Raw genomic sequence first — 22,117 nt, forward strand, 5'->3', positions numbered from 1 at the left:
ACGTTTGTTGAATGGTAACCGCATCGGTTTATTGTTTTCGTGGTGTAGCATTACGCATCCGTATTATCGAATATTGCATGGTAGAAGCCGCCACCGCATCTGCCAGCTCCCATAGCTCCGGCAAAATGCGCAATTCAATGTTCCTGTTCTGCAATGCACCCAGCACATCGTCCATAACCGTTACACTTACAGGAATCACTGGCTCTTCACTAACATAATAACCTGCACCTGCATCCAGCACCCTGAAAGATTGCGCAGGTAGCTGGTAACAATACAAAGTAGTTGCTTTAATCAATGGCAGCCAGCCCTGTTCTATTGCTACTACGTATGCTGTATTACCAGTTAAAAAACGGGCCTTATCGGCTGCCGTAGTGCTGTCAACTGCATACCAGGTTACACGCGGACAATCGCGTGGCAACAGGTAATTATGTAATAACTGCTGTGTAATAGCAAATACCACATCAGTCTGTAAGCCTTCAAAGTGAGAAGGCGAAGGCCTGGGAATAAATTGTTGAATGGCGGGCTCCTGGCTGATGTGAAAAAGTGCATCGTGATGGAAAAATAACATACTGTATTATTTAGCAGGTTTTTATAAACAGAATCATGGCTGTTATAAAGGTAAAGAGGAAATTCAGGCTTATTTCCAGCTACAAAATTACTATCCGCCCCCCTGTTTCATCTCTTTGTTCGTCTTTAATCAGGTAACTGTATGAGACAACCTGATAAACTACCACCCACCATACTTTTTCCTGATAAGTTGTTCAAACCTTAAGCAAAATGATAAACAAAAACAAAATGACCAGCCCCCCCCAGCTACTGCCTTTTATCTTAACTGCCTTCTTTTTCGCAATTCTTACTACTGCCTGTAAAAAGCAGGAGAACAATATTGCTAACAGGGTTAATCAGTTAACCTCTTACAATGGTAACAATGCTTCCGTTGAAAAAATGGTGAATGATTTAGAAGCATTGAACAGTGTCAGTCATTTTTCGGATAGTGTACCAGCTGGTGTGCTTATTAACTGGGATCAATTTCTGGTAGGTAAAACGCTTTCCGACTCTGTTACTACTTACGTATTTCAGGTACGTATAGGGTCAGATACTTCTTCTGTTTTGCTGGTAGCTTCGCGTAATCCGGATCAGAGCTTTACAAATGCAGCTTTTGTTAGAAATGATACCAGTAAATCAAAGTCTTATTTCAGCATCTCCAAACAGTTTAATCATACAGATTTGTCAGCTGCACGGATACTGCAACCATTACCTGTTCCTCAAATCGTTGCCAATAAAACACAGCAGAAATCAGCCAGCCGGGATGAAACTTGTACAGTAGCAGTTGATTACACCTATTACATAAAATTAGTTCCTGGTCAATGTTCGTATGACGTAGCAGTTGTTGCAGATGGATTTAATAATTACTGGACTGAGCAGATGCGATTAACGTTAACCAATAACTCTGGAACCTCTATAACAGTGTACATGCAATTAGGTGCCGGGATGATTATTACCGGACCTGTAACCTCTTTAATAGGCCTTAATACCAATCAGCTTAATGGGATAAGCACAACCCTTATGGACAATTTTAAATTGACCCTGGGTAATGGGTTATGGTGTCAGATAGCAGAACTGTACTTTGTGAATTTCGTAGTTAATAATAGATGTATTGCTCCTCCTGAACCTCCTGTACAAACATTGGTTACGGAAGATGTAATGTATGAATATGACGAAGTTATGTATGATCAAAGAGATTTTTCTGTAGCTGTAAATGGGTATGAGCGAATTCATTATAGCTGCTATGCAAAAATAACCAGAGATGCGTCCAATTCACAAATACAAAGTGTAACGATGTATCCTGTAGCTGCCACGCCGGCATCTGTCTCTTATGTAGATTATTACAGCAGGGAATGCATAAGAATTGCGGCTATTCAGAATCCAGGTAATTCGTACTCAATATCGTCGAATAAAACAAATGTGAATCTGACCTGGTCGTGTTTGGCTGTTGCAGAATACTCTTATTCGGATGGCACGCCAACCAGTCAAAGACAATGGAACTTTGGGCGAACAGAATTCAGATAAATATATCAGGGGTTAATAAGTAGTAATGATAAAAACAGGCTTCAGAGTCTGTTTTTATCATTTATTATTTTGTTAGCGCATAGTCTGCTTTTACTCAGATGTCCTTTTGAAACGTTTTTAGTAAAAAAACGTATTTCTTTTTAAGTGTACTAATGCTCTTTCGGATGGAAGGAATGTTTTATAGGACGCTCTACACAAGTACCGGCCGCTGTTCCTGAAATTTGTAAATTCGCATGGAGAGCTCCCCGTACTTTCTATAGTGCACTTTGTTCTCTGACGAAAGTTTAGAACGCACTCTATGAAGTTTTAAATGTTGCCGGCCACGCTAACAGACTTCATCATTAAGCTTTATGACGGCATTTACCAACTTACTGACGAAAATTACAAGTCTTCTGGCCATAATTTGAGATCTCAAAAAGTGCTCAGACAACCTTCTGGCGTAATTTTAAGACTCCCGCATGAGAATTAGCAACCTTCGGGCGAAAATTTGAGATCTTAAATTTTGGTCAGGCAACCTTCTGACGGAAATTTTGGACTCTGGCACGGGAGCAAACAACCTTCTGGTTATAATTTAAGATCTTAAAAAGTGCTCAGGCAACCTTCTGGCCATTTTTTAAGACTTCCGGACGGAATTTATAAGTCTTCTGACGAGAATTATAAGTTGCTGCGCGAAAAAATAATGTACTGTTTTTAAACAATCAAGCGAAGAGAGACGAGGCTGAGAAACCCAAACAGGCATATAAAAAAAAGGGTCTTCTGTAGAAACAGATGACCTCTAACGATTGCTTGCCATATGAAAATTCTTACTAAAATCTAATTTGTGGTAATTGATTTCTACCGTTTCAGTAGCGTTGCTTTCAATTACAATACAAATATACAGCGCCTTTTAGCGTTGTAAAAGTCAACTTATTCTTAAAATTATCATGGCAAGGCAGAATTAAAAAGTGAGAACTAACTGTATATCAATTAGTTCGACTCGTTTTTTTGATGACGTCCAAGAAAAAAATGAATGTTGTTGCGGAATTATTGCAACACTTTTTTAACGATTGGCTTTTTGCCAGAAAAAATTTAAAAACACTGAAACGCAATGCAGCAAAGCGTTTCAGCACTTTTTACTTTTTCACTTCCAAAAAATGGCAAGGTTATAGAATATTACTCTGGCAGATGGTTAACCTAAGAAAAAGCTGAAAACACTATGAAAAACCCGTTGCTATGAAAAACAAAGACCTATGAAGAACACCGTTTTACTATGAAAACACAACCTATGAAAACTGTAAGCCTTATGAAAAACACCAGGAACTATGAAGAACACAAGAACCTATGAAACGTGTCCTATGAAAACGAAAAACCTATGAAAAGGAGATGAACAAAAGATGAGCCTTTAACGACAAGATGAACGAAGCACCAGAACCTGTGAAAAACACTGTAACCGAACAAAAACACACACGAGGCCGGATCGTGATAAAAAAAAGAAATACCGATCCGGCCTTTATTTAAAAACAAACTAATTAAAAGAACATGGAAAATATACTTGAAGTAACAGCCAGGATAAAAGCGATGCATTTCCGCAACACAACAGATGTATTAACCTTACGACTGCATCTGCTGGAGATGATGACCATCTTATCACGCCACTACCAACAGGTATCTAATCCCGTGTTAAGACACCATATACAGGTTACTTTTTATCACCTGCAAAAAGATTATCAAGAGTCTGAAAGCACACCCGTAAGCTTTAAATCAGTGAAACGCTCTGTATTAAATACTATAGACGCCTTCCTGTTAAAAGCCGACAAGCTGGATACAAAAACTGAATACATGCCTGCTATTCGTGGAAACAAAAACACCGATTTTCGTGCCGTTGCCTAACCATTACATTCCACAAATCCGGGGTATATACATTGAAAATTAACAACAAGGTCCACTATGGTGGACCTTGTTGTTTTATAGCTATCCTGAACAACAGGAAAAGAAAAAGGGCTGATCAGTAAAACCGATCAGCCCTTTTTTATGATAGCGACATTATAATTTGCCGTGCTTTATCTCATCCACTACGCCCGGATCCAGTAATGTGCTGGTATCGCCCAGGTTATCCATTTCGCCTTCCGCAATCTTCCGCAGAATACGACGCATAATTTTACCACTTCGTGTTTTAGGTAAGCTGCTCACAAACTGTATTTTATCGGGCTTGGCAATAGGACCAATAATACGGCTAACGGTGGCAATAATATCCTTACGGGTTAACACCTGGTCGGGGTTACGTCCACTATATACCACATAAGCGTAAATGCCCTGTCCTTTAATATCGTGCGGAAAACCAACCACAGCACTTTCTACCACATCGGTGTGCATGTTTATAGCATTCTCCACCTCAGCAGTACCAATGCGGTGACCACTTACATTTAATACATCATCAACCCTGCCGGTGATGCGGTAATTACCGTTGGCATCACGCAGTGCGCCATCCCCTGTAAAATACAGGTTTTTGTAACTGGCAAAATAAGTAGTGCGGCAACGCTCATGATCCCCGTAGGTGGTACGTATGATAGAAGGCCATGGAAACTTGATACACAGGTTGCCACTGCTTTGTAAACCATCCCCCTGTGGTGCAGCATTGTAAACGCCGTCTGCGGCACTATCGCTGTTAGGTACTGTTTTACCCTGCTCATCTACCAGCAACACCTGTACACCCGGTAAAGGCAAGGTAGCGTGTGCCGGTTTATGTGGGGTAATACCTGCCAGGTTGGAAATAAGAATACCACCTGTTTCTGTTTGCCACCAGGTATCTACAATAGGACATTTGTTTTTGCCTACATGTTCATCCAGCCAATGCCAGGCTTCTTCGTTAATAGGCTCGCCAACCGAACCCAGTACTTTTAAGGAAGAAAGGTTTTTGTTTTGTAAAGGGCCTAAGCCGTACCCCATCAGGCTTCTGATAGCGGTAGGCGCAGTATATAGGATGTTTACGCGGTATTTGTCTACCACATCCCATAACCTGCCGGCATCGGGCCAGGTAGGCACGCCTTCAAACATCAGCGTGGTGCCACCTGCACTTAAAGGACCGTATACGATATAGCTATGGCCGGTGATCCAGCCAATATCTGCCGTACAGAAGAAAATGTCACCCGGCTTATATTGAAACACGTTGATAAAACTGTAGTTGGTATAGATCATATAACCTGCACAGCTATGTACAACCCCTTTAGGCTTACCGGTGCTGCCGGAAGTATATAATATAAACAACGGATCTTCTGCATCCATTTCTTCTGCAGGGCAATCCGTCATACCCAGGGTTTCAATTTTCTTGATCTCATCTTCCCACCACACGTCACGGCCTTTGATCATAGATATAGCTGTGCGGGTGCGGGTGCATACGATCACTTTTTTCACAAACGGACAGGCTACCAGTGCATCATCAATTACACTTTTCAGCGGAATATCTTTCTGACCACGAAAAGCGCCATCGCTGGTAATAATATATTCCGCCTTGGCATCCTGTAAACGGTCGGCAATGCTTTGTGCAGAGAAGCCACCAAATATTACGGAGTGAACAGCGCCAATACGCGCGCAGGCCAGCACAGAGATGGCCAGCTCGGGTATCATGCCCATATAGATACAAACACGATCACCTTTTTTAACACCATTGTTCTTAAGTACATTGGCCACCTGACACACCTTTAGGTATAGATCTTTATAGGTGATAATACGGTGATACTCATCAGGATCATTGGGCTCCCAGATAATAGCAGGGCGGTTGCCCAGCTTTTCCAGGTGCCTGTCTATACAGTTTTCGGTGATATTGAGTTTGCCACCGCTAAACCACTTTACACTAGGCTCGGTAAAGTTCCATTCCAGCACTTTATCCCAACGACGACGCCAGTGGAAGTTACTGGCTATATTGGCCCAAAAGTTTTCAGGGTTCTTAACACTCTGTTGGTAGGTATCCTCGTATTCCTCCATTGACCGAATCTGATACGGGTATGACATAGCTATCTATCTTTTGTAGGGTTTAAATTTACTGCATACTCTCATTCGCACCGCCTATTCCCCTTAAATGAGGAGCATTTTATGAATATTTTCTTTATCTTCCTTTCCTAACTCTTGCCAATTGATTATGAAAAAAAGCAACCAGAACCTTTACAGCGTGATTGGGGCATCCTCGCTGGGTACTCTTATTGAATGGTACGACTTCTACATTTTTGGTAGCCTGGCTACTATTATTTCTGAAAAGTTTTTTCCCTCTGGTAATCCTACTGCCGCCTTTTTAAGCACCCTGGCCACCTTTGCCGCCGGTTTTATTGTGCGGCCATTTGGTGCATTGGTGTTTGGCCGTCTGGGCGACCTGGTTGGGCGTAAATACACCTTCCTGGTTACTTTGGTAATTATGGGAGGCAGCACTTTTTGCATAGGCCTTATTCCCGGGTACGCCACCTTTAAGGCCGCACCCGTAGTGATATTATTACTACGCTTACTGCAAGGCCTGGCACTGGGCGGCGAGTATGGCGGCGCTGCTACCTATGTGGCAGAACATGCACCAGAAAACAGGCGCGGCTATTTTACCAGCTGGATACAAACCACTGCAACCCTTGGCCTGTTTGTATCGCTACTGGTAATACTTGGCTGTCAGACATTATTAAGCAAAGACGATTTTTATAACTGGGGCTGGCGTATTCCATTTTTACTGAGCATAGCATTGGTAGGCGTGTCTATTATTATACGTCTGAAAATGCAGGAATCGCCGTTATTTGAAAAGCTGAAAGCCGAGGGTAAAGTATCTGCTAATCCCCTCAAAGAAAGCTTTGGCCATAAAGCCAACCTGAAAATGGTGTTGCTGGCATTGTTTGGCGCCACTATGGGACAGGGTGTAGTATGGTATACCGGCCAGTTTTATGCACAAACCTTTTTACTCAAAACCTGTAACCTCGATGCCACCCAAGTAAATACCTGGATGGGCATAGCCCTGTTGCTGGCCACCCCATTTTTTGTAGTATTTGGTGCATTGAGCGATAAAATAGGACGCAAAACGATTATGCTGGCAGGTATGCTGATAGCGTTGATCTGCTATCGCCCCATTTTTGCCAGCCTGTATAGCTATGCCGATGCCAGCCATAAAACAGAAATCGCCGGTAAACGTCTTTCGCAAACCACTGCCCATATAGATGCGTCCACCGGCGATAGCGCTGTAATAGTAAGCACCATGCATACCTATACCGACGGCAGTGTGCTTACCGAAACGCAGAAGAAAACTTTTGCCGCCGGCACTTCGCGTGACAAGGCCATTCCACAGGTGAAAAAATCAATGTTACTGGGGCATATGTACGGCTCGCGCGTGGTAGGTTTTATTTTTGTGCTGGTGCTGTTTGTTACCATGGTGTATGGCCCAATAGCAGCCTTTCTGGTAGAGCTGTTTCCTACACATATACGTTATACCAGCATGAGCCTGCCTTATCATATAGGTAATGGAGTGTTTGGCGGACTGGTTCCTTTTATAGGCACGTTGATGTATGAATATTCTAAAACACCCGCCAATCCTTCCGGCGATGTGCTGGCCGGCTTATGGTATCCTATTGGCATAGCCGCCGCCTGTTTTATCATAGGCGCATTATATGTAAGCACTAAACACCAAAAGCATTAACCACCACTACAACATTGCTATATGAATCTTGTTAAACGCATTTTAGGAATTTTCTGGCTGCTGGCCGGTCCCCTGGCTATTTTTTTACTCATATGGGAAGCCTGGCGCAAAATTGCCGCCAACCCCGTGCAGGACGTATACCTGCCCTGGATCATTATCATCACCATTTTTACTCCTATAGCCGTTGGGCTAATGATATTCGGGTACTATGCATTGAAAGGCGAATATGATAGCTGATGCCTTATCTTTGAACCATGTCAATAGCGGTTACACAACTGACCAAATTATATGGTGAACAGAAAGCGGTAAACAACATTTCGTTTACCCTGGGCAAAGGTGAAATAGTAGGCTTTTTAGGCCCCAATGGCGCAGGCAAAAGCACTACCATGAAAATGATTACCGGCTACCTGCAGCCCGATGGCGGCAATGTAACCGTTAATGGTATTGTGGTAAAGGACAACCCTATTAATATTAAGCGTAAAATAGGTTACCTGCCCGAATCCAATGCACTGTATACAGATATGTACATTCGCGAATACCTGGCTTTTGTGGCAGGTGTGCACCAGGTACCCGATGCTAAAAAACGGGTAGAAGAAGTGATTGCGCTTACCGGGCTTACCCTCGAAAGCAAAAAAAGAATAGTGCAGCTGTCTAAGGGTTACAAGCAACGTGTAGGCCTGGCCGCTGCCCTGGTACACGACCCCGAGGTGCTGATACTGGACGAACCCACCAGCGGTTTAGATCCCAACCAGATAGTAGAAATACGCAACGTAATCAAAGAGCAGGGTATTCATAAAACCGTACTCTTTTCTTCCCATATTTTACAGGAGGTGCAGGCTATTTGTAGTCGTGTTATCATTATTAACAAAGGACAACTGGTAGCCGACAGCCCGCTGGCCGACCTGCAAAAAGGCGACAACAACGCTATAAAGGTTTCTTTTGAAGAAGCCCTGGAAGATGAATGGCTGCGCAGATTACCAGCTGTGAACAACGTGAATAAAATTAACACGCACACCTGGCAGTTACAAACCAGCGACAACAATGCCGCCCGCAAGCAACTGATGGAGCTGGCCCTGAAAGAAAACCTGAATATTACCCAGTTACAAAATGAAGGCGGCAACCTGGAAGAGTTGTTTCGCAGCTTAACAGGCGACAAATAGTTAGCAACACGTTTAATCCGTTTATATGTTACAGGCAAGTACGCTTCAGTTTTTGAAAGGACTGAAAAAGAACAATGCGAAAGAGTGGTTTGACGGACATAGGAAAGAGTATGACGCAGCCAAAGGAGATTTTGCCGCACTGGTAAAAGAGATTATTGAACAGCACGGTAAAAAAGATGCTACCATAGCCGAGCTGGAAGCGAAGCAATGCGTTTTTCGCATTAACCGCGATGTACGTTTTAGTAAAGACAAAGCGCCCTATAAATCAAACTTTGGTGCCAGCTTTAAACGCGACGGCAAAAAGAGTGTATACGCTGGTTATTACATTCATGTAGAACCCGGAGGAAACAGTTTTATTGGTGGTGGCTTATGGATGCCCGAACCGGATGCTTTAAAAAAGGTAAGACAGGAAATTGACTATTGCCTGGAAGAGTTTGAAGGCATAGTAAAAAGCAAGAAGTTTATTAAAGTATATAACGGACTGGAAAACGCAGACGATTTAAAGTTAAGCCGTCCGCCCAAAGGTTATGAATTAGATAACCCGGCTATAGAATACCTGAAATTTAAAAGCTTTATTGCCAGCTGTCCTGTAAACGACGAAGACCTTTTATCCAAAGGCTTTCCAAAGAAAGTATTAGAAGCTTTTGAAACCATACAGCCGTTACTGGATTTTATCAACCGCTCGGTGGAGTAGCCTTACACCTACCCTTCCCGCAGTTTTTTAGGCAGGCTTTTCCACACCAGCTGGTACGAATCGCTGATCATTTCTTTTACCAGCGCAAAGGAAAGGCTGCCATCTATAATAACGGTGTTCCAGTGTTTCTTATTCATATGATAGCCCGGTATGATGGCCGGGTATTGCTCCCGCAGCTCCAATGCCTTATCAGGATCGCACTTTACATTAAACTGTAAAGGCTCACTATCCATTCCGCAAAGCATAAATATTTTTCCCTTCACTTTATACACCAGTGTTTCATTGCCAAAAGGAAACTCTTCCGATACATCCGGCAATGATAACGCATAATTACGCAGGTGTTCAATGTTCATAACATGGCTGTTTATAGTTCAGGAAGGGAAGCAAACGAAGACAAAAGCCATTAAGCAATGCTGTTGCTTAATGGCTTTGTTATATAAAAACTAGAGTAATCCTTTACCCTGCAGGTATTCTGCAATTTGCACGGCATTGGTAGCGGCACCTTTACGCAGGTTATCGCTCACAATCCACATGTTTAAGGTGTTAGGCTGCGACTCATCACGACGTAAACGACCTACAAACACTTCATCTTTTTCGTGCGCCCACAGTGGCATTGGGTATACCTGGTTGGTAGTATCATCCTGCAATACTACACCTGGTGCATTGCGTAAAATCTCTTTTACTTCTTCCAGGTCAAAGTCGTTGCTAAACTCTACGTTTACGCTTTCGCTATGGCCACCTACTACAGGAATACGAACGGTAGTAGCCGTTACACGGATAGAATCGTCACGTAAAATTTTGTTGGTTTCTTTTACCATTTTCATTTCCTCTTTGGTGTAACCGTTATCCAGGAACACATCAATCTGAGGAATTACGTTCAGGTCAATCTGATATTTATACGCCATTTCAGTTTCGGCGCCTTTTCTTTCGTTAAACAGCTGGTCTACCGCTTTTTTACCGGTACCGGTTACACTCTGGTAAGTGCTTACCACCACTCGTTTGATGTTATATTTTTTGTGCAGCGGATTCAGGGCCACCACCATTTGAATAGTGCTGCAGTTAGGGTTAGCAATGATTTTATCTTCGGCAGTTAATGCATCGGCATTTACTTCAGGCACTACCAGTTTTTTGGTAGGGTCCATACGCCAGGCAGAAGAGTTATCGATAACGGTAACACCCGCTTCGGCAAATTTAGGAGCCCACTCCAGGGAAGTGCTGCCACCTGCTGAAAAGATAGCTACATCAGGCTTAGCGGCGATGCCGTCGGCCATGCTTACGATTTTGTACTTAACTCCTTTAAACTCAACTTCTTTACCTACAGATCTTTCTGAGGCTACTGGAACCAGTTCGGTTACCGGGAAATTACGTTCTGCTAAAACCTGCAACATTTTGGTGCCTACTAAACCGGTGGCGCCTACTACAGCTACTTTCATGTTACCCTCCTGAAACCTCCTTTCAAGGAGGCTTTTTGTTGTTAATAATGGTTATTCAATATGATATGATGTAAAAAAAACAGCCTTCCCCGTGCGGAGAAGGCTGTCAGTTATGTTGTCGATACACACAAAACGTTTAGGCACCTTCCCCGCTGGAAAAATGTTTCTTGTTACGTTTAATCTGTTTCGTTGTTTGCATCATTACGAAGCGAAAGTAGTGAAAATTCAAAAATCACAAGTTTTTTTTCAAAAAAAGTCAAAAAACGCGCTACCAGATTTTAATTCTTTCACTTTCCGGCTTGTACATTTTGTCGCCCTCTTTTACGTTATAAGTTTCATAGAAAGGCGTAAAGTTCATTAACGGCCCCAGCACACGCCACATAGCAGGTGAATGCGGATCGGTGTTAATACGCTGTAACACTGTTTCATCTTTATACTTGCTGCGCCAGATTTGGGCAAACGACATAAAGAAGCGTTGAGCAGGCGTAAAGCCATCGATCTTAGTAGTATCCTGGCCTTGCTTCGTCATTTTAAATGCATCCCATGCAATAGCAATACCGCCAATGTCAGCCATGTTTTCGCCAGTGGTTAATGCACCGTTTACATGCACGCTGTCCAGCACCGTAAAGCCGTTATACTGGTTGATCACCTGCTTCACTTTTTCCTGGAACTTTTGTTTGTCCTGGGTATTCCACCAGTCTTTCATATTGCCATCTTTATCATACTGCGAACCCTGATCGTCAAAGCCATGTGTCATTTCATGACCTATTACCATGCCTATGCCACCATAGTTGATAGCATCATCGGCATTAGGATCGAAGAAAGGAAACTGCAGAATACCGGCAGGAAATACGATTTCGTTGATAGTAGGGTTATAGTAAGCATTGATAGTAGGAGGTGTCATTTGCCATAAAGTTTTATCTACCGGCTTACCCACCTGACCCACCTGGAAGTTATGCTCGTTGCGTGCTGCTGCCACCAGGTTTTCAAAGTATTTGTCTTTGCTTACATCCACTTTGCTATAGTCTTTCCATTTATCAGGAAAACCAATTTTCTTTAAAAACCCATGCAGCTTGTCTTTGGCTACCTGCTTGGTGCTGTCGCTCATCCAGTCCAGGTGTGCAATGCGGTTGTCGAACGATTTTTCCAGGTTGTTCACCAGTTCCAGCATACGCTTTTTAGCGTCTTCTGTAAAGTATTTCTTTACATATAACTGGCCTAAAGCTTCGCCCAGGCTACCATCTACCGAGCGGTACATTCTTTCCCAACGTGGCTTTATTTTTTTAGCACCGGTTAATGCCTGTGTATAAGCAAAAGAAGCATTTACAAAAGGAGTGCTTAATGCACCGGCAGTAGATTGTAACAGGTGTGCAGTAAGATATACTTTCCATTGCTCAACAGGTACTGTTTTTAACAGGCTGTTCACCAGGGTATAATAAGCAGGCTGACCCACGTTCACCGAATCGGCTTTAATGCCCAGTTGGCCTAAGTAGTTTTTCCAGCCAATAACCGGTTGTTGCTCCTGCAATTGTGCAACAGCAAAACGGTGGTAATTGCTTTGTGGATCTCTTAACTCCACATTGGTGCGATGCACTGCTGCCAGTTGCTTTTCAATACCATATACCGTTTCTGTGTTTTTAGCAGCGGTTACAGAATCTACTCCTGTTAATTGAAACAGATCGGTGATCAGTTTTTTATAAGCAGCTACTACTTTCAAGGTAGCAGGATCTTGTTTGAAATAATAATCCCTGTCTGGCAAACCTAAACCACCCTGAAAAAAGGCAATGGTATTTACACTACTATTCTTTTCATCAGGACCTACATAAGCAGGTAAAAAAGAACCGAAGCCATCTTTTTCCATACTGGCTTCAAAAGCCATGATAGAAGCGGCATCTGTTAATTTGTCCACTTGTTGTAACAAGGGCTTCACGGGCTCGTATCCTCTTTTTTCAATAGTGGCCGAATCCATACCGGCGGCATAAAAGTCGCCCACCAGTTGCTCTACACTACCTTTGGCATAAGTGCCTTTTGCGGCTTCTTCCAGTATAGACTTCACATGCTCACGGGTGCTTTTATCCAGGTCGGTAAAAGAACCTACGCCCGTTTCCGTGGCCGGTATTTCAGCCTTCTTTATCCAGCTGCCGTTTACATATAAAAAGAAGTTATCAGCAGGGCGTACAGATGAATCTATATTAGCTACTTCTAAAAAATGTTGCTCCGTTTTGCCTTTATCATTACTACAGGCGGTTAATCCTGCTGCCAGCAGGCCCGCCGCAGATAATGCATAAATGTATTTTTTCATCATTATCAATTTTTAAGACTATTTGGAAAAATAAAAAAACTTCCTATGCAGGAAGTCTTTTTTATTTAATCATTAAAATTATTAGTTATAAATACCTATACAGATATTATCCAACCAGGTCAATATCAAAATTCACCAGTTGCACAAAAGCATCCAGGCGCGCATCAATATCTTCTTTGCTGATTTCGGTTAAACGCTGGGTGCCAAACTTTTCAACACAGAAGCTGGCCATGGCGCTACCTACTATAATAGCTGTTTTCATGTTTTCAAACGATACATCTTTGGTTTTGGCAATATGGCCAATGAAACCACCGGCAAACGTATCACCAGCTCCGGTTGGGTCAAACACTTCTTCCAGTGGTAAAGCAGGTGCAACAAACACGCTGTTTTCGTGGAATAGCAACGCCCCATGTTCCCCCTTTTTAATAATCAGGTAACGAGGGCCCATTGCCTGTATTTTAGCCGCCGCTTTCACTAATGAAAATTCATTAGATAACTGGCGTGCTTCGCTATCATTGATCAACAACACATCCACCATGCCTAACACCTCTTTCAAATCATCCATAGCAGTGTCCATCCAAAAGTTCATAGTATCCAGTACTATCAGCTTGGGACGTTTTTTCATCTGCTGTATCACCGACTTCTGCAGCTTAGGCATCAGGTTGCCCAGCATCAGAAACTCAGCATTCTGGTAGCTCTCAGGAATAATAGGATTAAAGTCGGCCAGAACGTTCAGGTCTGTAACCAGTGAGTCGCGGGTGTTCATATCCATATGGTAACGGCCGCTCCAGAAAAAAGACTTTTTATCAGGCACCACTTCTACACCTTCCAGTGCCACACCACGCTTTTTAAGCGAATCCATTTCTGCTTGCGGAAAATCGTTTCCTACAATAGAAACCTGGTATATAGGCTGTACAAAGTTGCTGGCTGCGTAAGCAACGTAAGTAGCTGATCCTCCAATAATTTTATCTGATTTTCCAAAGGGCGTTTCTATATCATCGAACGCCATAGTTCCCACTACAATTAAAGACATATTTTTCTCCGGTTTTATTACCGGGGGCAAACCTATTATATTTCAGCCAGAATAAAAGCAAATCTTTTGCTATAGGCCTCCTCTGTGTCATATCCGGCCTGTAGAAACAGGCCAGAATACACATGAGAAAAAACTAAAATTTTGAGCTGCTAAATTCTAAAGGCTCCAGGTTGAATAGAACTCTTTACCAAATGTTTTTAGGGCACCAGTCGCCATACTTATTGCCCAGTATCACACCCAGTACAATTTCGTGCGATCCACTGCTTACTGTATTCAATGCTGAAGTGGTATAGTCGTAAGAATAGCTGATATTAAATGCATTGCTGATGTTCACCCCTGCCATAGCGTTCCAGCCATCATTTTTACGATAGCCTGCACCTACCCACAAAAAATCGTGGTATTGCAGCTTCGCATTCAAATCGAACTGAACCGGTAATGGATCTACAAACTTTACCATTACCGAAGGAATCAGGTTAAAATCTTCGCCCACCAGGAAGCGGTAACCTGCTGTACCAAAAATGTGTGGCGTTAGCTTACTGCCTTCGCCTATTTTGTTATTGGAGAAATAAACACTTTGCCCCATTAACTGCTGTACCGAAGCACCAACAAAATAATCCGCACCATACAGGTATATACCTGCCATAAAATCGGGCTTGATTACATTGATGGTACCGCTATTGTATACCGCAGGATCTACCTGCGTATTGCCAAAATTGAGTTTATCGGCATTTAAACCGATGTTAAAAAAGCCCGCGCCAACGCCCATTGCCAGGCTGGTACGCGCCCCAATGCCCATGTGATAGGCGTAAGTAGCATAAGCAGAAAAATTGCGTAAAGGACCAGTCTGGTCATTGATCACCTGCATGCCCAATCCGTGGTGCGGTGCTGCGGCTTCATAATCCTGCCAGTAATCGTTACCACGCGGGTTGGTACCGTCTACCTGGAACGAAGTGGCAGTGGTGCGGTAATCCTTTTTATTTAAAGGCCCCTGGATAGTAAAATAGGTAGTAACAGGCGCATCTTTCAGGCCCGCCCACTGACGACGATGGCTCAGTTTAATGTCTGTGTAGTTTTCAATACCTGTTAAAGCGGGGTTCAATATATACTGGTTAAGTATATACTGGGTGTAGTGAGGCTTTTGTTGCGCCTTCACACACAGGCACATCACAATTGTGCCCACACAAAATGCAATTTTCTTCCTCATAAGCATACACAATTTAAACAGGTATTATCACATAGACAATTTTTTTACTGTATCGTAATTATACGCATTTCTGTTCTCCTGTTCTTTTCCCTTCCCGCCGGATTATCTGTTCCATCGGCATTTTTGTTAGGCGCTACCGGCTTGGTGGCTCCATAACCTTTTGCAGTTAAACGACTTTTGCTTACGCCCTTGCTTACCAGGTAGGCCACCACATTGGCTGCCCTTTCTTCACTCAACTGCTGGTTAAGCTCGTCGGAACCTGTATCATCTGTGTGACCGCTAATTTCCACTATTGTGTTAGCACGGGCCTGTAACTGAATGGCCAGGCTATCTAATTGCGGATACGATTGACGGGTAACAGTTGCTTTGTTTAATTCAAAAAATACATTTCCTAAAACAGTGACTGTTTCAACAGGTTCTTTTGTAAGCGGTTCTTTTACAACAGGTTTCTCCGGTTCAGTTTTGGTAACAACTGCGCTATCAGGCACCGGCGGCGTAACTTTTGCTACTACCGGTTGTTGTTTTTGCAGTTGTAATAGTTCCAGGCAACATACAGCGCTTCTATCGCTACTTAATACTACCTGCTCTAATATATTATCACTACTGCCACGGCTGGCAAAATAAATATCATCTTTTACCGAGTTTACCGGGTAACCAAAGTTCTCCGGCGCATCCCAGTTGCCCACTGTTCCTTTACTATAAAAAAGATCATATCCACCCATTCCCACACGTCCTTCCGATGCAAACACTAATGTACGGGAAGCTGCATGATAATAGGGAGCCTGCTCATTAAATTGAGTATTTATACCCATACCCGGATTAGTGGTTTTCACTGGGTTTCCATCAGAATTTAACTCTGCCACCCAAATATCCAGTCCTCCCTGTCCACCTGGCTTATCACTTACATACAGCAGCTGTTTGCCACCCGGCATTAAAAATGGCTGCTGTGAGTTATAGCCGGTAGTATTTACCACCTCGCTCAATGCCACCGGAGCCTGCCATTCTGTATGGGTTCCATTGTTCGTTTTCCTGCTCACATATATAGCGGCACTCTTCTTTCCTCCCTTTACCTGCCATCGGGTAAGGTACATGGTATTGCCGTCGGCACTCAACACGGCCGCCCCTTCGTGCAGGTCTGAAGCAGGCAATCCCGCCCGGCTAACATTGCTTAACTCTCCGTTATTGTAAGTGGCTTTGAATAAATGATTGGTGTGACCTTTACCGCCTTCTGTCCAGGTAGCGGTGAATAATAAAGTATTATCACCTGCCCACACGGGTGCATAGCTGGCCCCTTCCTTGCCTTTGCTTATTTTGCTGATAGCGTATTGTGCGCTATCCCCCTTTTGCAATTGTTGCTGAATAAAACGCAGGTTCAGCAATTCGCGTTGTGCATTAGCACTATAGCTGTCGTTCTCTTTATAAGAACCTATAAAGCTGTTGATAGCCTTTTCTGCTTCACTGTAACGCGCCAGGGCACGCAGGCAGGTAGCATAGTGATAATAAGCCAGCGGAAATTCTGCGGCATGCTCTGCTGTTATTTGCTGATACAGCGGCGCTGCTTTGTCGTACACGGTTAACAAACGGTAGCTCTCTGCCAGCTGGTACACCGCCTGCTGCTTACTGCTAACGGCTGCCTTCTTTTTGGCGCTGGTAATAGCATAAGGGTCATGCTCATCGCCTGCACCGCCTTTTGCCTGTAAAAACTTTTCGTAATAGGCAAAAGCAGAGGAATAATCTGCTTTCTTAAAATAACTATCTGCTGCTTTCAGGTAATCATAGCTTAATTGCGCCTGAACAGCACACACCACCAGCATTAACCCACCAGCCAGCGCCAGCGTAATTAATCTTTTTTTATATACAGTTAGTTTCATGATCGAGGTTCTGATTTTAGCAAATAACAAATGAAGGGGTTATAAACGGGGACACACAAATTCCACTTCCGGGGTTTTCGTTTTCTTAATACCAGTGAACGTAAGCCCTATTTCAAAACTATTAGCGCCGCGTGCCATTTTACCCAGGTCAGATACATTCACATCATAGCTGGCACTAAACACCATGTTATTGTAGTTAAAGCCTGCCTGAAAACCAAATGCATCTTTTACCCGGTAGTTAACGCCCAGCAGTAAATCGGTTGTTGTGGTAGCTTTCAGCTGTGCATAAGCACCTGCCATTTTCTCCTCTGCATTGTTCTGGCGCAGGTATAAAATATGCGGAGTAATAGTAAGCACTTCAGATGCCACCAGTTTAACGCCACCATGTACTGTGTAGCGGATTTTCATTTTCTCGTTGCTTACCCCTCCAAACCTGTTTTCAGGCTGGTTAATATGCGATGCCGAAAAGCCGGCAAAAACATTCGCCCTTTTGCCAGGTGTTGCATCAAAATACAATACGCCTGCACCAGCATCAAACGCGGTAGCCGATGGGTTGGATATTGCTTCCTGTGTAGGTTTTAAACCGCCGGTAGCGGGGTTCCACTGATCGTCGAATATCATTTTGGAAGGGTTAAACTTGCGCTGAATAAACCCTGCCTGTAATCCTATAGCAATACGCTGAAAGTTGCCTTTGCCAAAGCGTAAACCGGTATACGACACATTACCATAGCCTGTGGTATAAGTATACCCGCCATCGCCGGCACGCTGATTAATTAAGCTTACGCCCACATTCAGGTTTTTATTGGTGGGCACTTCTACAGAAGCCCCTATCGTTGAAAACGGGTTGGATAAATTACTCCACTGGTTGCGGTAAATAGCCGAAGCACGATACTCACCCTCAAACATGCCTGTAAGCGCAGGGTTAAGCCATGCAGGATGCACATAGTATTGGGTAAAATGCGGATCAACCTGCGCAGCGGCTTTCACCACCATCATTCCGGATGTAACAATGATTAATAAAATCCTGATACCTGTTTTCATTTCTTATAAGCTTTAAGTTTTGATAATAACAGATAGCTCCGCAGGCTATCTGATAAGGGTAACCGATCCGGTTATCCGTTGCCATTCACTCGTTTTATCAGTAATAATATAATAGTAGGTTCCGGCCGGTAATGGCTGTCCATTCATGGTGCCATCCCACGGCCTGCTATACCCTGTTGAAGTATACACCGTTTGTCCATAGCGGTTGGTCACCTGCACTTTGCTGGTAATATAATCCGATAAACCTTCTATTATCCATTTATCATTGATGCCATCGCCATTAGGTGTAAACACATTAGGCGGGGCTATAATTACCAGCACTTTCACCTCCAGCGATGCAGAAGCCTGGCAATTGCCGGTGTTACCAGTAGCCGTTATCAGAAACACCTGGTCGTGCGCTGCTGAATAGGTAGGCGTAAGCGTGTTGGCATTGTTCAACTCTGCGGCCGGCGTCCACGCAAAACTTATCCCTGTTGAAGTATTGGCTGTAGCCTTTAACTGCACGGGTTTGTTCTTTTGTACCGCTACCCTGCCTTCTGTGGTAATAACCGGTTGCACGTATACGGTAACCGGCTGCGAATAAGTATCCGATGCACATCCTGCCGCATCCGTTACCGTTAGCTGCACGCTGTAGGTATTGGCGGCGGCATACTTTTTCACCGGGTTGCGCTGGGTGGCAGTAGTGTTATCGCCAAAGCTCCATTGCCATTTATTAATGCTGGTACCATTGGTGGCCGTGCTGTTATCGGTAAAGGTTTGGTCTTTACCCTGGCACACCGCTTCCGGAGCCACCGTAAAGGCTGCAACAGGTTTGCTGCCAAACAGATTGGAAGCAAGCACTTTACTAACCGAGCTGCCACAGCCAAAATTATCCTGCACCTGCAATTGAATAGTATAGTCGCCCGCTACTGCATAAGCATGCGAAGCGTCGCGGGTGGTAAGCAACGCACTGCCGTCGCCCATATTCCACTGATACGTTAATGTATTAGCCGAAACAGTAGTGTTGGTAATAAGCGCAGCACCTGGCATACAAACACGCGCAGGTAAAGTAAAAGTAGCCTGCGGTATGCTGTGTATGTTAGTAGCCACTGTAGTATCGCTGGTGCAACCACGGGCATCCGTAACAACCAACTCAATATTATACGTGTTGGCTGCTGTATAGTTTTTAGCAAACGCATTGCCATTGGCATAGGTAGCCGTAGTGCCATCTTTGAAATTCCATTGCCAGCTGGTAATAGCGGCACCATCAGGCACACTGGCATCCCTGATAGTAACATCACTACCCAAACACACATCCGGCGTTACGGTAAAAGCTGCTTTAGCACCCGGATACACCGTAATGCTTTGGCGTGCTGTATCGCTTACACAAGCGGCAGATACTTTAGCCACCACTTTGGCTTCGTAAGGCGTGGCTGATGCCGCATAAATAACATTATTGATAGAGCCGGTACTGGTGGTTTGCCGTGTACCATTCCCCAAATCCCAATACCATTCTTTAATAGTGTAAGACGATCCCGGTGGTGTGGTGGCCGTTAAGGTAACTTTAGTGCCATCACAAACCATAGAAGGCAGCACATCCAGGCCAATAGCAGGGCCATTTTTAATAACCACCTGCTGTACCGTATCACTTACACATCCTTCTTTAGACACTATACGCAGCTTCACATTCTCTGTTCCTGTTTGTGTAAATGTTTTAGTAGTGCTTTGCCCGGTAGCTGTGCTGTTATCTGCAAATGTCCAGTCCCACTTTTTAATTTCATAGGCCCCTGTTGTTCCTGTTGTCCAGTTAAACGTTACAGGGTCTGCCACACATCCACTATGGGTGTACGTAAACTTAGTAGAAAAAGCATCTTTTACCACTATATCCATCAGCAAATGCTCGGTATTATTACAGTTATCAATACTCGGATGCGTGGCACTAATGGTAAAACGGAATGTACCTACCGCGTTAATAGCATAATTGCCTGGTAACTCATAGCGGTAATAGGTTAAACCATTCACCACCTGGGTAGCAGCAGGCACCGGGGCATTATCCGTAACATCCGTATTAGGCGTCATATCTGCTATCTCGCTCAGGTGCCAAACCATTTTAGTGGGTTGGTAAGCCATTAACACAGATAGTTTCATAGGTGTGCCCTTACAGGTAAATGTATTTACCACATCGGCATCCGCTTCGGTATTGTGTATTCCTAATATACCACTGAGGTTATTAATTTTAGTGCCGGCATTATAAGCATAGCTATCATAGCTACCTAACCCGTAAGTAACAGCTGTGAAGTTAGAATCGCTTTGTACAATACACTGGGCTTTTGCCGCATCCCAGCGCTGCACCACCACCGTATAGCCTGCCAGATTAGGATGCGGATAAGTATAGGAGAAGCTTTTACTGCCATCAATAGTAAGGGAAGAAACCCCGGCAGTAGGAATCACCAATGTTAAGTAATTCACCGTTACCACCGCTTCTGTGTTACGGTAAAAACCAACGTGGTTAATAGCCTGTTCTATCGGGCTGATATACACCATTTCCGGATCGCCCAACCCTGTATAACCACATCCTACATTGCCAACCGTAGAACCGGCCGAAGGCATGTATTGTGTTACCAGCACAGGTTTGTCTGATTCAATATAATCTGCTGATGAACTATTGAATTCGTAATAAAAGTTATTGATTAACCCGGTTAAAACAACACCATTCTTCTTTACCACCGTGGTGGGGTCTTTTACCGCTACCCGGAAAATAGACGGATTGAGTGTTGCCGCATTGCCGCTTGCTGAAAAAGGAGCAGTGAGATAACGCTTACCCCAGGCCTGGATGGGAAAAATTTGCTGAATAAGGTTATCGCCGGTACCCGCCGTACCGTTACAACTAATAGAAGTTAAACTGCTTCCGGCAAAAACGCCTATAGGAAAACATTCATTATCGTTATTGGCAATAGATCTCACCTTGGTTCCGGTTAAGTCGTAACCGCTGGTGCTGTTTTTAGCAGCACCTACCACCTGGTAAATCTGCCCTTTATTTAATACGGCGGTAAAAGAAGCGCCTGCTGCTTTTCCACCTCTTAACGGAACGGAAGGAGTTATTTCTACTACTGTTTTGTCATGATCGGCAACAATAAACAACCAGGAGAAACAACCGGTTCCACTGGCAATGCCCTGTAATATCTGCTGACTGTTTACCGATAAATAAGTATATCCCCACGATTCAACAGGCATTAACATGGTAGCACCTGATGATGCCGCCCCGCTGATATGGGCATAGGCCACAATAGGGACATCGCTGGTAATATGAATAGATTTATTGAACAGGCCATCTGTACCCTGCCCGCCATAAGAAACCGGTAAATCGTACAGCCTGCATTCCCCATTCCCGGTTTTAGGCATGGGATCAGAAGCAATTACTGTGTTAGCAGCTACATAGTAAGATTTGGATACAGAAATGCCGTCACGCCCTTTTGTGGTTACTATTACGTTGGCATTTTCCTCTGCACTAAAATACAACACCATTTCCTGGCTGTTATCCTGGCCCAACTCCATAAAGTAGTGAAGGCCGTAGCCTGTCCAGAAATCTCTACCCTTATTAGTAAAGTTCTGCGACAGGCTACTTCCAAAACTTAGTACAAACAACAATACTATACACAGCTTTCTCTTCATAATTCACTTACTGTTTGCCGGTG

General features: G+C 43.8%; 16 protein-coding genes. 6 read left to right on the forward strand and 10 right to left on the reverse strand.

The window, feature by feature from the left end:
- Positions 1-28: 28 nt before the first annotated feature.
- Positions 29-568 (reverse strand): DUF6886 family protein, encoded by a 540-nt coding sequence (locus tag FLA_RS25750; RefSeq protein WP_076375747.1) that lies wholly within the window; start codon positions 566-568, stop codon positions 29-31.
- 209 nt (positions 569-777) lie between these two features.
- Here FLA_RS25750 and FLA_RS25755 point away from each other — a divergent pair, with 209 nt between their 5' ends.
- A complete protein-coding gene (locus FLA_RS25755; protein ID WP_076375749.1) occupies positions 778-2,070 on the forward strand; it encodes a hypothetical protein in 1,293 nt (430 codons plus the stop codon).
- Between the two features lie 1,518 nt (positions 2,071-3,588).
- Positions 3,589-3,939 carry a hypothetical protein gene (locus FLA_RS25765; RefSeq protein ID WP_076375752.1) on the forward strand — a complete coding sequence of 117 codons (351 nt, stop codon included), beginning with the start codon at positions 3,589-3,591 and terminating at the stop codon, positions 3,937-3,939.
- Positions 3,940-4,092: 153 nt separating this feature from the next.
- Here the strand turns inward: FLA_RS25765 and acs are convergent, their stop codons facing one another.
- Positions 4,093-6,057 carry an acetate--CoA ligase gene (acs, locus tag FLA_RS25770; protein ID WP_076375754.1) on the reverse strand — a complete coding sequence of 655 codons (1,965 nt, stop codon included), beginning with the start codon at positions 6,055-6,057 and terminating at the stop codon, positions 4,093-4,095.
- Positions 6,058-6,184: 127 nt separating this feature from the next.
- Here acs and FLA_RS25775 point away from each other — a divergent pair, with 127 nt between their 5' ends.
- From FLA_RS25775 to FLA_RS25790, 4 genes are read left to right on the forward strand one after another with little or no spacing between them, the layout of a single operon-like run.
- Positions 6,185-7,705 (forward strand): MFS transporter, encoded by a 1,521-nt coding sequence (locus FLA_RS25775; RefSeq protein WP_076375756.1) that lies wholly within the window; start codon positions 6,185-6,187, stop codon positions 7,703-7,705.
- 21 nt (positions 7,706-7,726) lie between these two features.
- Entirely contained in the window at positions 7,727-7,942 is a 216-nt protein-coding gene (locus FLA_RS25780) for a DUF6814 family protein (protein WP_076375758.1), read from the forward strand.
- A 17-nt stretch (positions 7,943-7,959) separates the two neighbouring features.
- Entirely contained in the window at positions 7,960-8,865 is a 906-nt protein-coding gene (gene gldA / locus FLA_RS25785; RefSeq protein WP_076375759.1) for a gliding motility-associated ABC transporter ATP-binding subunit GldA, read from the forward strand.
- A gap of 25 nt (positions 8,866-8,890) precedes the next feature.
- On the forward strand, positions 8,891-9,559 hold the full coding sequence (locus FLA_RS25790; RefSeq protein WP_076375761.1) for a DUF2461 domain-containing protein: 669 nt from the start codon (positions 8,891-8,893) through the stop codon (positions 9,557-9,559).
- Between the two features lie 8 nt (positions 9,560-9,567).
- On the opposite strand, the gene FLA_RS25795 is transcribed toward FLA_RS25790, so the two are convergent.
- The 8 genes from FLA_RS25795 to FLA_RS25830 all read right to left on the reverse strand — a co-directional run bounded on the left by FLA_RS25795 (position 9,568) and on the right by FLA_RS25830 (position 22,094).
- Positions 9,568-9,912, reverse strand: a complete 345-nt coding sequence (locus FLA_RS25795) for an MmcQ/YjbR family DNA-binding protein (protein ID WP_076375763.1) — start codon at positions 9,910-9,912, stop codon at positions 9,568-9,570.
- A 90-nt stretch (positions 9,913-10,002) separates the two neighbouring features.
- Complete coding sequence (locus FLA_RS25800; RefSeq protein ID WP_076375765.1) at positions 10,003-10,992, reverse strand: aspartate-semialdehyde dehydrogenase; 990 nt, start codon at positions 10,990-10,992, stop codon at positions 10,003-10,005.
- A gap of 268 nt (positions 10,993-11,260) precedes the next feature.
- Positions 11,261-13,297 (reverse strand): M13 family metallopeptidase, encoded by a 2,037-nt coding sequence (locus tag FLA_RS25805; protein WP_096511300.1) that lies wholly within the window; start codon positions 13,295-13,297, stop codon positions 11,261-11,263.
- Positions 13,298-13,400: 103 nt separating this feature from the next.
- Positions 13,401-14,327: a PfkB family carbohydrate kinase gene (locus FLA_RS25810; protein WP_076375767.1), complete on the reverse strand. Its 927-nt coding sequence runs from the start codon at positions 14,325-14,327 to the stop codon at positions 13,401-13,403.
- A 184-nt stretch (positions 14,328-14,511) separates the two neighbouring features.
- Positions 14,512-15,531, reverse strand: a complete 1,020-nt coding sequence (locus FLA_RS25815; protein WP_076377330.1) for a PorP/SprF family type IX secretion system membrane protein — start codon at positions 15,529-15,531, stop codon at positions 14,512-14,514.
- Between the two features lie 44 nt (positions 15,532-15,575).
- Positions 15,576-17,402, reverse strand: coding sequence for an OmpA family protein (locus tag FLA_RS25820; RefSeq protein WP_084206023.1), 1,827 nt, complete (start codon positions 17,400-17,402; stop codon positions 15,576-15,578).
- Positions 17,403-17,441: 39 nt separating this feature from the next.
- Complete coding sequence (locus FLA_RS25825; RefSeq protein ID WP_076375769.1) at positions 17,442-18,443, reverse strand: PorP/SprF family type IX secretion system membrane protein; 1,002 nt, start codon at positions 18,441-18,443, stop codon at positions 17,442-17,444.
- A gap of 45 nt (positions 18,444-18,488) precedes the next feature.
- Positions 18,489-22,094 carry a gliding motility-associated C-terminal domain-containing protein gene (locus FLA_RS25830; RefSeq protein ID WP_076375771.1) on the reverse strand — a complete coding sequence of 1,202 codons (3,606 nt, stop codon included), beginning with the start codon at positions 22,092-22,094 and terminating at the stop codon, positions 18,489-18,491.
- Between the last annotated feature and the right edge of the window lie 23 nt (positions 22,095-22,117).

Source organism: Filimonas lacunae (assembly GCF_002355595.1).
GTDB lineage: Bacteria > Bacteroidota > Bacteroidia > Chitinophagales > Chitinophagaceae > Filimonas > Filimonas lacunae.